This is a genomic window from Pelatocladus sp. BLCC-F211 (assembly GCF_041928655.1).
Taxonomy (GTDB): Bacteria; Cyanobacteriota; Cyanobacteriia; order Cyanobacteriales; family Nostocaceae; genus Pelatocladus.
Genome location: NZ_JBHFLM010000078.1, coordinates 26,047 through 38,562, shown reverse-complemented (window position 1 = coordinate 38,562; position 12,516 = coordinate 26,047). Strand labels below are relative to the sequence as shown.

The window sequence follows — 12,516 nt, the reverse complement described above, 5'->3', positions numbered from 1 at the left end:
TTCTATTTTGAGAAAAAAGTAAAAAGGAAAAAGTAAAAAGTTAAAAGAATCATCTTTAAAGTTTTTACTTTTAACTTTTTACTTCATTGGCACGCCGCGAGTTGATGAGATTCTTAACGAATCAAGTCAAAGGAAATATCGGTTACACCGGTGATGTTGGTGTTGCGATCCATTTCATCAAGGATGGTGTTGACAACCCAGTTGAGGAGGTTGATACCACCTTGATAACCGATGGTTGAATAGCGGTGTAAGTGGTGGCGATCGAAGATTGGATAACCAATCCGTACCATTGGGATCTTAGTGTCACGCCACAGGTACTTACCGTAGGAATTACCAACAAAGAAGTCTACAGGCTCAGTGAACAACAAGCTACTAATGCGTTCTCTATCAGGTAACATAGTCTAAGACTTCTATGGTATGCTGTATGGACGTTTGGGCTTACGCAAGGGTTTCGACGGATGAGCAGAATGAGGACGAAGGTGCTTTAATAAAACAAATGCGTCGGTTGCGTAGTGCTGGAGCAACACAAATATATTACGATGTTGAAAGTCGTACAAGTGATAAGCGTAAAGGGCTTCTGAAGTTGATTGAGGATATCAACGCATCTACACCAGGCAAAGTGTCCAAGCTGCTATTTATTCGGATTGACCGTTTAACATCCTCATCAATGACTTTTTATCGTTTGATGGATGCGTTGAAAAAGAAAGGTATACAACCATGTGCATTAGATGAGCCATTTGATATGTCGAGTATTGGTGGCGAGTTGACAATTGACGTTCGATTGGCGGCTAGTAAGTACGAAGTGAAGATGCTGGGGATGCGAGTCAAAAAAGAGCGAGATACGCGCAAAGCCAATAAAAAACCCCATTGGAATGCACCTTTGGGGTATGTGGTTGAGAATGACAAGTACAAACGAGATGATCGTCCGTGTGTTTGTTTGATAGCAGGGAAGAGGGAGTTAACGCGATCGCAATTAATGCGATTTGTCTTTGATACTTTTTTCGCAGTCGGTACGGTGTCCCAAACAGCGAGAGTACTGCATGATACTTTGGGTATTCAAGCAAATGCTGTGCCAAAAAGTGCTGATGCTAAAATTAACCTTCTGGAGCAGGAAGAGGAAATTGTGCTAGAGAATATCAACAAATCTCGTAGCGGTGCATTAAATCTGCGTTATCCCCACACTGGGTTAAAGTGGTCAGTTTCTGGCTTGCGATCTATTCTTGTAAATCCTGTCTACGCAGGGGGGACGCTGTACAACACTGTAGTTCGTTCCAAAGGACACAGGAAACCATTCGATGAATGGGAAGTTGCATGGGGAACTCACGAGGATGAAGCGATTATCACTCGCGAGGAACACGAACGCATCAAATCAATGATTAGGGACAACCGTAAAAACCGATGGGCGACCGAGCAAAAATATACCAATCCATTTGCAAACTTAGTCAAGTGTGTCCATTGTGGTGCTGCTTACAGTCGCCAATGTAAGAAATTGGTTAAGAAAAAGAATTTTGTCAGACATCACTACCAATGTAGTTTTTATCGTACTGGGGCTTGTAGTAACGGAAAAATGATTTCTTCTGACGAACTGGAAGCACAAGTGATTAATCATTTAGTTCGTGAGGCTGAACGTTTAGCTGGGTTAGTAGAGAAAGAGGTGGAAAAAACAACAGAATCACCAGAAGTAAAAACACTTCGAGCATCTTTAAATACTCTCGAAGCGCTACCATCAAATCCAGCAATTGAGAAAGCTAAAGAAGATATTAGGATGCAGATTGCTGATGCGATCGCGACGACAAACAATACGTCTAAACAATATTTAATTGCCAAAGAGCGGATTGTTGTCGCATTTTCAAACCATAGGTATTGGCAAGGGCTAGAACCACAGGATCAACAAGCTCTACTTAAAGGATGCGTGAAGAAAATCATGGTAGATGGCAACACAGTCACTGCGGTCGAATTGCTACATTTGCATTAAGCAGCCCTAGATTTGCGGCGTTTAGGTTTGTTCTCCTTTGGCTGTTGCACCTGTAAGGCTTGTTGTAGCTGTGCCTCACGTTTCTCAAACTCCATTATAGTTCGAGCAACTAATTCTGCTAAGGTTTCACGTTTCATAATTGATTTTTATCGCTTCTTTGACGATAGCTGCAAGGTAAAAAACTTCTGTTAGCTGCGAGCTTTTTGCATTGGCTATCTGGTAAGTCTTTCACAAATCTGGTTGTCATTTTCTGCCTTAGCTTCATCTATCGCAGGAATTCAATAACAGATTTTCAGAAGAAATTTTGATGCGGTTTCCTCCCCATATCTAGAAAACAGAGGCTTTTGTCACTAGTGGTTCGTGTCATTAATTTTGATGAGTTGTATAAGTTCGTAGTAAGGACTTTAGTCCTGAAAAATTGAGCGATAAATCGCTCACTACGAACACCTCATAACTAATGACATAGACCACTAGAAAGATCGGTGATTGGGCAATGGCTTTGGTAGCATATGTCTAGTGTCTTGAGGGTGAATGCGTCGCATCAATAACCGTACAGCTCCACTCACGAGATAAACAGCACCAGCCACCAAGATAATTGTTGCACCGGAGGAGAGGTTGAGAGAATAGGACAGCCACAGTCCAATAGTAGTAAAAAACATCCCCAAGATGCTTGCTAGGATCATCATCCTTCTCATATTTTTGACGAATTGCCCGCTAATGGCTGCTGGCATAGTCAGCAAGGCAATGACCATAATTAGTCCCACCACCCGCATCATCATCACCACTGTCAGTGCAATCATGCACATCAGGGTGAGATAAATTGCATCTACTGGCACATTGGCTACAGTCGCAAAGGTTTCGTCGAAGGAAATCGCCAGTAATTCTTTATAGAATAATGCCGCTAGCACAACTATAATGATGTCCAGGATCAGCATGATAATTAGGTCATTAGCAGAAACAGCCAAAATACTGCCAAACAGATAGCTCATCAAGTCTGCTTTGTAGCCCTCAGTTAAGTCTACAAGCATAATCCCGATCGCCATGCCAATCGCCCAGATGACGCCAATAATCGTGTCGGCTCGTTGTCGGGTTCGGCGCTGCACAATACCCATTCCCAACGCTGAGATTAAGCTAAAAATAACTGCCCCCAAAACTGGGTTAAAGCGAAAGAAATACCCTAGTCCAATTCCTCCATAGGCAGCATGAGCAATACCGCCACTGATAAAAACGATACGATTGATGACCACAAATGTACCAATAATGCCACAGGCAATACTGACTAGTAACCCTGCTATAAGCGCATTACGCATAAAGTCGAATTGCAACGCTTCTATCATCGCTTGATCTCCTCTATCAGATGCTGCGGGAAGACCCGATGGGGTACACCGTGGGCAATCAAGTCTACAGGACACTGATACACTATCTGTAGCATTTCCGATGTTATCTGTTTTTCACCGTGATAGTACAATCGCCGATTCAAGCAACCTACAGTTTTGACACAGGATGCGATCGCACCAATATCGTGAGAAATCATCAGAATCGTGATCTGTTGATTTAGTTGTTTCAGTAGATCGTAGATATGGGTTTCGACATGGAGGTCAATACCTGCCATTGGTTCATCCAAAAGCAGAATTTTCGGTTCTGCTGCTAAAGCACGGGCAATATAAACCCGCTTGCGTTGTCCGCCAGAAAGCTCACTCAAAGAGCGATCGCGCAGGTGCAACATCTCCACACTAGTTAGCGCTTTTGCCACATACTCCTTGTCTTTGGTAGTGTAGCGTTGTAGCAGTCCCCGTTTTCCTAGCCTTCCCAGCAGTACTACATCCCAGACGCTAATGGGGAAAGCTTGATCAAATTCTACTGTCTGAGGTACATAACCAAGATAACGCCGCCCTTTTTTGACGCTCATACCCATGATTCGCACCTCACCGTGCATGGGTGGCAGCAATCCCAGCAAAACTTTAAATAGAGTTGTTTTGCCACTGCCATTGGGGCCAATGAGGCCGATGAAATCCAATTCCTTTACAGAGAGGTTAATATCCTCTAGTACTGGCTGATGGTCGTAACCTGCCCAGAGATGCTGGATTGAAATCACCTCTGGTATTTCTAAGTTTTGCATATTCCCTTGTAGCTTGAAAGTGGGTGTAGGGGTGTAAGGGTATAGGGGTGTAGGAAAAGTCCTATTTTCATGCTTGGGGGTGAAATTTTTTCATCGCGATTGCCTGCTTCAATGGCGATCGCCAGCATATAGAACCTCTCACCCTGAGCCAGAATTTTTGCAAAAGTATTGGAGACTTGACGCAAATTATTCAACCAGTCTGGTGATAATGGGTCGATCAACAATACTTGCCCGCCAATCTCTTTGGCGATTGTCTCTGCCGCTTGCTTGTTAAACTGCGGTTCAGCGAACACTACCTTAATTTTCTCTTGCTTCGCCCTAGTAATTAATGCTGAAAGTTCGGCTGCACTGGGTTCCTGTCCACCAACCTCTATGGGAATCTGCTCCAGTCCATAATCGCGGGCAAAGTATCCCCATCCAGGATGGAAGACAATGAACTTGCGATTCTTCACTTCCCGGAGCGAATTACGAATGTCAGCATCCAGACTATCAGTATCTGCTAAAAAACGATTCAGGTTTGCCTGATATGCTGCCTGGTGTTGGACATCCAACTTCACCAGCGTTTTATAAATTGTCTGCGCTTGTATTTTCACCAACTTTGGCGACAGCCAAATATGGGGATCGAGATTCTCACCCTTGTTAGCGTGGACTGTTTCTCCTAGTTTTTGGTTGTCAGAAGGCATTGGCAGCCGTTGAATACCCTGTGTTGTGTCCACAATCAGCATTTTAGGGTTTATCGCCTTGATTTTGCTCATCCAGGCTTCTTCAAAGTCGATCCGTATCCGCATATAGGCTTGAGCGCGGCTCAGAGATTTGAGTTGTTCTGGCTTCGGTTCAAATGTATGTGGTTCGGCTCCGGGGGGAACCATCACGTTTACTGTTACATACCCGTCACCGATGCGCTCTACAAAATACTTCTGTGGCGGGATGCTTACCATAATTTGCAGCTTCTTGTCGGTGGTAGAGGTGGGTGTTGGGTTTTGGCGGCACCCAACCACGGGCATAACCCCAAACAAAAGCATGACAATGACGACGTACAAGCGATTGATCAAGCGTCGCCCCTCCCTTTTTGATTGCGATAACTATATTAGTCCGCCAAGTTAGGACGTATAGACAAAAATTGAATATTGCTTGCCAAGAAATCAAGCGATCGTCTCTAAGACAATGATAGTCATTACTTAGATATTAGTAAGTTTTTTTTTATAAAAAACCTTAACTCTACAGCCAATAACTCAATAGAATTTTTTGAAGATATTAGGACTTACGCAAAATCATGAAAAAACGTAGACGCGCAAGCGGCTACTTACCCTTCGGGAACCCTTTCAGGGAACAGAAGCCACTTCGTGTCTACCCGAAGGGTACCACAAAGGACACAAAGGACACGTAGACACGCAGTGGCTTCCTGAAAGGTAGAAATAAGAGTTTGGGAGAGTTATTGCGTAAGTCCTAGATATTTACCACAAATCAACTGCTTAATTATTTAGTTAGTAGTCATCAATAAGTAAACGCCATATTTTGGTAAATCATACCCCATAAAGCTTGATATCTTTAATACTAAAATCAGCTTATTTACTGATGGAATTTTGATAAAATATGAAGAAATTAAAATATGTGTATTTGTAGTTTTTAGATAAGTAATTTCTGATAAAAATAAACATAAAAGTACAATCAATACTCGTAAAAAAGTATAAAACGGGTAATAAATAAAATTTACGAGGTAGATATATGGATTTAAGTATTCAGAGTAAAATTATCGCCCTCTGGGCAGTCTTTCTCTTTGGGATGGTCTTTCATAGCCAGTTAGGTTTTATGCCGATTCTGTATGGTGAAAATGTCGCTATGCCTGACTACAAAGGAAAAATGCCTGTATCTCATCCTTGGTTAATGTTGGGTTTTTTTGCGATACCAATGATTGTAATTACCGCCACAGTTTTTTACAATTTCCATCTCTACAGAGTCATCCACTTTGGAATCACAGTGTTGTATACAGTGATGAATTTTACCCATGCTGCTATGGATTTAACTGTTAGACCGATTGAGTGGTATCAGATCACATTGATGGTGATTGTGTTGATCAACGGTATTTTTTTGAATATCCTTGCATATCAATGGATGCAATAGACATCTGGTGAAAATGAATGTAGAGACGTAGCACTGCTACGTCTCTACAAGGTTTCTGGATAACGCATATTTAATTTCTGGAGATGTCTAATAGTGCGATCGCAACCTACCTCCTGAACTTATGCCATTTGTAGGTTAGATAGTTGCTGCTGTTAATGTTCCATCCAGTACAATAATCCTAGAGCTTGCTCCATTTGGGTGTTGAGTCCACCGCCAGCAACTTTTAGTTTCACTTCATCTTCTAACAATACTTTGATGGGGTTAAATGCTGGAGGTAATTTTTTCTCTTCTGGAATTTCGCCAGGGAGAACCAAAGGATGAGTTTCTGTTGGTATTTGCCAAGAATCAGGAATAGATTTAGTCTCAATTCTCAGATTTGGAGTTTGCCAAGGATCGGGAATGAGTGGTTCTACAGATGAACTAGATTTTTGGGGTGGATTTCTAGATAAATTTTCTAACATAACTTTAACCTCCCAACTTATGTCTGTAGCGATCATTGAAGCCTGTTTGTGATAGTCATTCACAAGCTTTCCTTTAATTTTATTTTAACAATAATTTATTGGTATAATCCCTGGGTTTATTAAGTGAATTGAGACTTCACCAGTTACACCAACTAATCTTGTGCAAAATAGTGTGTAAACCATTCACTCGCCAGTCGCGCCACTTCTTCAAGTGTGCCTGGTTCTTCAAATAAATGGGTTGCTTTGGGAATAATCTCTAAACGTTTTGGCGATCGCAACTGTTCTAATGCATCTTCATTCATCGCGATTACTGGCATATCATACCCACCAACAATCAGTAGCGTTGCTGCTTTGACATGAGGTAACGCTGAACCAGCTAAATCAGGTCGTCCACCACGAGAAACGACAGCCTGCACCGCCTCTGGACGTTCTGCGGCTGCAACCAGAGCTGCACCACCGCCTGTACTAGCGCCAAAGTAACCGACTTTTAAGTCACGAGTATCTGGATTCTGTGTCAGCCAATCTGTAGCCCCAACTAACCGTGACGCCAACAAACCAATATCAAAGCGTAAATGTCTTGTCCGCAAGTCAATTTCTTCTTCGTCAGGAGTGAGCAAGTCAATTAGTAAAGTTGCGAGTCCCGCTTGTTGTAAAACTTCAGCAACATAGCGATTGCGGGGACTGTGACGGCTGCTACCACTGCCATGAGCAAATAGCACTATGCCCCTAGCACCATCTGGAGTCACCAAATTGCCTTCTAGTTTTACTTCACCTGCTGTTACTGACACCAAATGTTCTTGGGGGTTCTGTGTTAATGTCCTATTCATTGACTCAACCTCTATTTACCAGTCATTAGTTATCAATAATTTTTGCCTTTTCAAGAGTTCGCAGACTTCTGCATCGGTTGTTTGCTCAAAATCCTCATACCAAATACCGATCGCATACAAATCCTCTGGCATGATCACACATACAACCTGATCTACTTCTACTTGTAGTTCTTTACAGGTAGATACACCTGAAACTGGAACTGCTACCACAAGTTCACGGGGCTGTTGTTGTTTCAATGTAGCGATCGCAGCTCGGATGGTAGCACCCGTAGCAATCCCATCATCTACAAGAATAATCGTATGATTTTTGACTTTTGGTAGCGGACGATTACCCCGATAGATATGGTTGCGACGGTCTAATTCTCGCATTTCGATTGCTGCGACTTCATCAATAGTTTGTTGGGAAATCTGCAACCAATCTACGACATTCTCATTAATTACACGTATTCCTCCGGTAGCAATAGCACCCATCGCTAGTTCCTTGTGTCCCGGTACACCTAGTTTACGTACCAGGCAAACATCTAATGGTGCATTAAGTGCCTTTGCTACTTCAAATGCTACAGGCACACCGCCACGGGGAAGCCCTAATACTAAAACATCTGGACGATTGGCATATTCTGTTAACTGAGCAGCTAACAGTTTCCCCGCTTCAGTTCGATTACGGAATCTTTGCAACATATTTTTTATACCTTTTTACTAAAACAAGTCACTCATTGAACCATCAACTTTAAATCGTTGAATAGCACTAGCAATTAAAGGCGCAACTGAGACAATTTTTAGTTGTTGCCAGTCAGTTTCTTTTGGTTTTACAGTGTCGGTGACAAAAATAGCCTTGATACTGGGGTGACTTAACTTAGCCCGTGCTTCCTTGACAAACAACCCGTGAGTAGCAGCAATAATTATTTCTGGACGTGCCTCAGCTTTGAGTAGTGCTTCAATGCTCTTAGCAAGAGTACCGCCAGTGGAAATCATGTCATCGATAATTAAGCAGGCACAACCCTTTACATCCCCCACAACACGAGTTACCTCAGTTTCCGTGCCACTTGTGCGGTGTTTGTGTAGCACCACTACCGAACTATCTAGCTTTTGGGCATACTGAGTTGCCATTTGTACGCGCCCTGTGTCTGGTGATACAACAACGAAATTAGGCGGTAAGTAATGGTGTATAGCCTCGCAAAAAATTGGTACAGCCGTCAGACTATCTACAGGAATCCGAAAGAAACCCTCAATTTGCGGGGTGTGTAAATCGAGTGTGACAACATGATTAACTCCGACAGCCTGTAACACCTCAGCCACCATACTGGCGGTAATTGGCTCCCGCCTACCGTGGCGTTTGTCAGCACGGGCGTAGCCAAAGTAAGGGATAATTGCTGTAATCCGGGTAGCAGCAGCCCGACGACAGGCATCTGCAAATGCTAAAAGTTCTACAAAGTGATCGTTAACAGGTGGTGCTGTGGATTGGAGGATAAACACAGCCTTTTGACGTACCGATTCCAGAAGCCGGACATTTACCTCCCCATCTGGAAACCGTTCAACCACAGATTTACCCAAGGGGATGTTGAGTTCCTGGGCAATTGCAGCAGCTAAATCAGGGTTAGCTGTGCCAGCAAAAAGGATGAAATTGTCCATAATCAAGACTTTATTTAGTGATTTGCTTCCAGGCAGCCTCTAGAGAGGATTTTGCCCGACTACCCGCACGGGAAATACTTTGTTGCAAACTATGCCATTGCTCTTGCAAAAATTCCGTAGCCTCTTGCAAGGCGTGATGTGGATGATTAGTAGAAGCTGCTACTTCATCGCTGACTTCTTTGATTTTGACACGGACAACTTCTGGTTTATCTTCAGGAGCAATCAGATGATGTAGGCGATCGTCTATCATGTGTACAAGATGTTGTACCTGTTGTGATTTCTCACTCAAGAAACCCTTGAGTCCTTCTGACTCACCTTTAAGTTGGTCTTGAACATCTTCGCGGATAATTACTTTATCAGTGGCAATTTTCTCGACATCTTCGGGATACAGCACTGCGCGTCCACCAAAAGCAGCCGCAATTTCTCCAGTTACAATGTAAGCTGCTATTTCTCCCGTTTGCCAATCAAATAAAAAATCTTCCACCCAGCCAAGAGTTTCACCTAGCGTAGATTCAACAGTAGTTTGATGCAAGCGACGAAGATTTTTTGGAGTATCAAGCGCTGGGAAATAATAAGTTGACACCGCACCCATACCTACCCCAGCAATTTCCTCTACTGGTAAATAAGTTTCTCCGCCCGAAAAATAGGCAATACGCCCAGAATCATCAAGCCAGACTTCTTCCAATTCAGCAAAACGAGTAGCTGTCGAGCTATCTATTGCTATCCAACCGATAATTTGACTGCGACGCACAACGTTGAGCATACTTCCTCTCCAATATTTTTTACCTCTGAGGAATTTGATCAATGAACACTAGTGGCTCATCTCTTGCCACCTTGCTGTTTGGAACATGGACTCTACTTTGAGCTTATAAATAAAATGTGAGGAAAATGTGAGGAATTATTTAATTAAATTCTCGAACAAAGGTAGAATGAATTATAAAAAATTAGTTGAATACAAATTATTGGGTAAGCAACCGACCGCTAACAGCCTGTGGATTGCTTACACACTGATTAAGAACGAATTGGTTTTCGTGTAAAGCCTGACATTCCCCCAGTAGTAAACCAATATTCCCAAGTTCCACCAGCAGCATTCGACCAATTATTGAGGTCAAAGTGTCCACTTCCTTCTGGATCTCCAGAAATTTTATAGACCTTCACAGCTTGTCCATTATGATTCCAAATTAAGGGTAAATCAGGTTGAATTTGTTCTGGTGCTGCACCGTTAGTTTGGAGAAAATAGGCATCTTCTCCTGTGCCTCTGCCATTGCCAAATACTTTCGCAATTCCTCCGTTATCAACAGCAACAAACGCCCCTTCTTCTAAACCAATACCAAAAAACGGAAATTGATTGTTATTTTCATGCACGACTCTCGCTAAAAAACCAAAAAGTCTTCCATATCTGGGTTCAGGATGATCTTGGTCAATCCTGTCTAAATGAGTGTCGGTAATCACATTTTTGAGAATTGGCACTTTAATAAAATCACTGTAATAAATATCTTTTGTATTAGGATGAAAAGGATTATTTAAAATTTCTGAACTCAGCACACTTTCATGGGCAGGGACATAATAATAATCTCCTAGAATCGCCATCCCGGCACTAGTTCCACCAATGGGAACTTTTTTGTGATTAACTAAGTAATTTATTGCTTCTTCTACGGCTGATCCTTCCCAATTATCTTCATATTTATTCTGATCGCCACCAGCTATAAATAGGGCTTCGGCATCGCGGATATATTGGATAACTCTGGGATTATTTGCTGCTTTTCGGTGATTGATAGCAAGTTCAGCAGATGAACTGACAAATTTTTGATAATTATTACAGATCCAATCAGCTTGTGAACCAATTTCACCAAAACGAAGCACTAAATAATCTCCCCTATCTGCATTGTTAAGAAACCATCGGGTAGCGGCCTCTTCTCCAGGTGTATCTTCTTCTCCTCCACCAATTAACAAAATGCACGCAGTAGGATGTGAAGAGGTAGTATTAACTCTGTCACAACTAGTCAAATGATAGTCAAAATTTTCACTATCATCATCTATCCGTTCAGGGTGTAGAAATAGTCTTCTCATAAATATTATCCCCGCTTTTATTCATCTATAACGATGGCTGCTGTCTTTTTTTCCTCAAATGCTAGTTCAGGATGTCGGTGTAAATTTCTGCGTAATTCCACCATTCGAGGAAAGATTGTATCGGATGTCAAGACGTTAGTCATAACACATCTCCTTTCTGATTCTTCCAGCCCAATTGCAATGTAGCTCAACTGTTATGGCTCTCACTTGATGCTAAAAGAAAAAGTTGAAGAACTTGTGAAGTAGTTTTACTTTCCTCACAATTTCCTCAACTTTTTTACCTAAGCTGAAAGAAAATATAGGACTCCTCCTACATCCCTATACCCTTACATCCCCATACCCATTTTCAAGTCAGAAGAGAAGAGCCTGAAAAACATCTTACAAATCCTGTAGTTGAGGTGATGAAAAATGGCTACAAGATTCCGAAATCGCGCTGAAGCAGGACAACAATTAGCTAGCAAACTGACAGATTATGCTCATCGTCCAGATGTGTTAGTGTTGGGGCTGGTTCGTGGCGGTGTATCTATTGCTTTTGAAGTAGCCAAAGTCCTGAATTTGCCGTGGGATATCTGTTTGGTCAGTAAACTGACTGTACCAGGACACAAAGAATTAGCAATGGGTGCGATCGCTTCTGGTGGTGTGAGGGTACTTAATTATGATGTTGTGAGTTGGCTGGGGATTTCTGGTAAAACGATAGATGATGTTGCTGCTAAACAACAACGGGAATTAGAACGACGAGAGCGGGCTTATCGAGGTCATCTTTCTACACCAAAAATTAGCGATCGCACAATCATTCTTGTAGACGACGGGATCGCCACTGGCTCAACCATGCGTGCTGCCATTGCTATAGTACGGCAACAACAGCCTCAGCAAATTATTGTTGCGGTTCCTGTGGGACTTGCTAAAACTTGTCAAGAATTACGCCGCGAGGTAGATAAGGTTGTATGTTTAATGACACCAGAACCTTTGTATGCGATCGCTCTCTGGTATGAAAACTTCGCCCAAATCAGTGATACCGCAATTCATGAACTATTAGCACAACAATTTGCTGTTACTTATTAAAGACATTAGCTAATAGGCTTTTTTCTGATTTAGAGTTTGATCATCCCGAAATTAGTTCATTTATTTCATTTTCCATCTTTTTTATAGTCCTAAGTGGCTATCTTGAGAAAGTAGTCAAAAGTTTGATCATGACTTCCTATTTTTTTACTTCTGGCTGTCGAATTCTGAAGTTTTATTTTTATATATTTTTTTATCGTTTCTTCGCTAACGTTAGCTTTTAGAGAAATAATAGAAATTGAAAGTAGAGTATTA

General features: G+C 42.1%; 15 protein-coding genes. 3 read left to right on the top strand and 12 right to left on the bottom strand.

All coding sequences use genetic code 11. From position 1 onward, the window contains the following. Window positions 1–113: 113 nt before the first annotated feature. Entirely contained in the window at window positions 114–377 is a 264-nt protein-coding gene (locus tag ACE1AT_RS09350; protein ID WP_374867682.1) for a nitrogenase component 1, read from the bottom strand. 47 nt (window positions 378–424) lie between these two features. Here ACE1AT_RS09350 and xisF point away from each other — a divergent pair, with 47 nt between their 5' ends. Beyond that, the gene (xisF, locus tag ACE1AT_RS09345; RefSeq protein ID WP_374867551.1) at window positions 425–1,975 is read left to right on the top strand and encodes a fdxN element excision recombinase XisF; all 1,551 of its coding nucleotides are present in this window, start codon (window positions 425–427) and stop codon (window positions 1,973–1,975) included. Here xisF and ACE1AT_RS09340 read toward each other — a convergent pair. The 4 genes from ACE1AT_RS09340 to ACE1AT_RS09325 form a co-directional block, all read right to left on the bottom strand. Continuing rightward, window positions 1,972–2,112 carry a hypothetical protein gene (locus tag ACE1AT_RS09340; protein WP_017312638.1) on the bottom strand — a complete coding sequence of 47 codons (141 nt, stop codon included), beginning with the start codon at window positions 2,110–2,112 and terminating at the stop codon, window positions 1,972–1,974. The two genes, xisF and ACE1AT_RS09340, sit on opposite strands and share 4 nt — an antisense overlap. A 333-nt stretch (window positions 2,113–2,445) precedes the next feature. Further along, window positions 2,446–3,285 carry a metal ABC transporter permease gene (locus tag ACE1AT_RS09335; protein WP_374867548.1) on the bottom strand — a complete coding sequence of 280 codons (840 nt, stop codon included), beginning with the start codon at window positions 3,283–3,285 and terminating at the stop codon, window positions 2,446–2,448. 23 nt (window positions 3,286–3,308) lie between these two features. Next, window positions 3,309–4,094 (bottom strand): metal ABC transporter ATP-binding protein, encoded by a 786-nt coding sequence (locus tag ACE1AT_RS09330; protein WP_374867546.1) that lies wholly within the window; start codon window positions 4,092–4,094, stop codon window positions 3,309–3,311. Then, a complete protein-coding gene (locus ACE1AT_RS09325) occupies window positions 4,082–5,146 on the bottom strand; it encodes a metal ABC transporter solute-binding protein, Zn/Mn family (protein ID WP_374867544.1) in 1,065 nt (354 codons plus the stop codon). Before ACE1AT_RS09325 ends, ACE1AT_RS09330 begins: the two co-directional genes overlap by 13 nt. A gap of 673 nt (window positions 5,147–5,819) precedes the next feature. Between ACE1AT_RS09325 and ACE1AT_RS09320 the strand changes: the two genes are divergently transcribed. Next, window positions 5,820–6,215: a hypothetical protein gene (locus ACE1AT_RS09320; protein WP_374867542.1), complete on the top strand. Its 396-nt coding sequence runs from the start codon at window positions 5,820–5,822 to the stop codon at window positions 6,213–6,215. Between the two features lie 152 nt (window positions 6,216–6,367). Here ACE1AT_RS09320 and ACE1AT_RS09315 read toward each other — a convergent pair whose 3' ends face one another. The 7 genes from ACE1AT_RS09315 to ACE1AT_RS09285 form a co-directional block, all read right to left on the bottom strand. Next, window positions 6,368–6,676 carry a hypothetical protein gene (locus ACE1AT_RS09315; RefSeq protein ID WP_374867540.1) on the bottom strand — a complete coding sequence of 103 codons (309 nt, stop codon included), beginning with the start codon at window positions 6,674–6,676 and terminating at the stop codon, window positions 6,368–6,370. 152 nt (window positions 6,677–6,828) lie between these two features. Beyond that, window positions 6,829–7,503, bottom strand: a complete 675-nt coding sequence (locus tag ACE1AT_RS09310; protein ID WP_374867539.1) for a dienelactone hydrolase family protein — start codon at window positions 7,501–7,503, stop codon at window positions 6,829–6,831. A 15-nt stretch (window positions 7,504–7,518) separates the two neighbouring features. Next, window positions 7,519–8,181 (bottom strand): phosphoribosyltransferase, encoded by a 663-nt coding sequence (locus ACE1AT_RS09305; protein ID WP_374867537.1) that lies wholly within the window; start codon window positions 8,179–8,181, stop codon window positions 7,519–7,521. Window positions 8,182–8,199: 18 nt separating this feature from the next. Then, a complete protein-coding gene (locus ACE1AT_RS09300; RefSeq protein WP_374867535.1) occupies window positions 8,200–9,132 on the bottom strand; it encodes a ribose-phosphate diphosphokinase in 933 nt (310 codons plus the stop codon). A gap of 10 nt (window positions 9,133–9,142) precedes the next feature. Further along, on the bottom strand, window positions 9,143–9,895 hold the full coding sequence (locus ACE1AT_RS09295) for a PRC-barrel domain-containing protein (protein WP_374867533.1): 753 nt from the start codon (window positions 9,893–9,895) through the stop codon (window positions 9,143–9,145). Window positions 9,896–10,143: 248 nt separating this feature from the next. Further along, window positions 10,144–11,202: a cyanophycinase gene (locus ACE1AT_RS09290; protein WP_374867531.1), complete on the bottom strand. Its 1,059-nt coding sequence runs from the start codon at window positions 11,200–11,202 to the stop codon at window positions 10,144–10,146. A 17-nt stretch (window positions 11,203–11,219) separates the two neighbouring features. Next, window positions 11,220–11,345, bottom strand: coding sequence for a hypothetical protein (locus ACE1AT_RS09285; protein ID WP_374867529.1), 126 nt, complete (start codon window positions 11,343–11,345; stop codon window positions 11,220–11,222). Window positions 11,346–11,610: 265 nt separating this feature from the next. Here ACE1AT_RS09285 and ACE1AT_RS09280 point away from each other — a divergent pair, with 265 nt between their 5' ends. Continuing rightward, window positions 11,611–12,264 (top strand): phosphoribosyltransferase, encoded by a 654-nt coding sequence (locus ACE1AT_RS09280; protein WP_374867527.1) that lies wholly within the window; start codon window positions 11,611–11,613, stop codon window positions 12,262–12,264. Window positions 12,265–12,516: the final 252 nt, after the last annotated feature.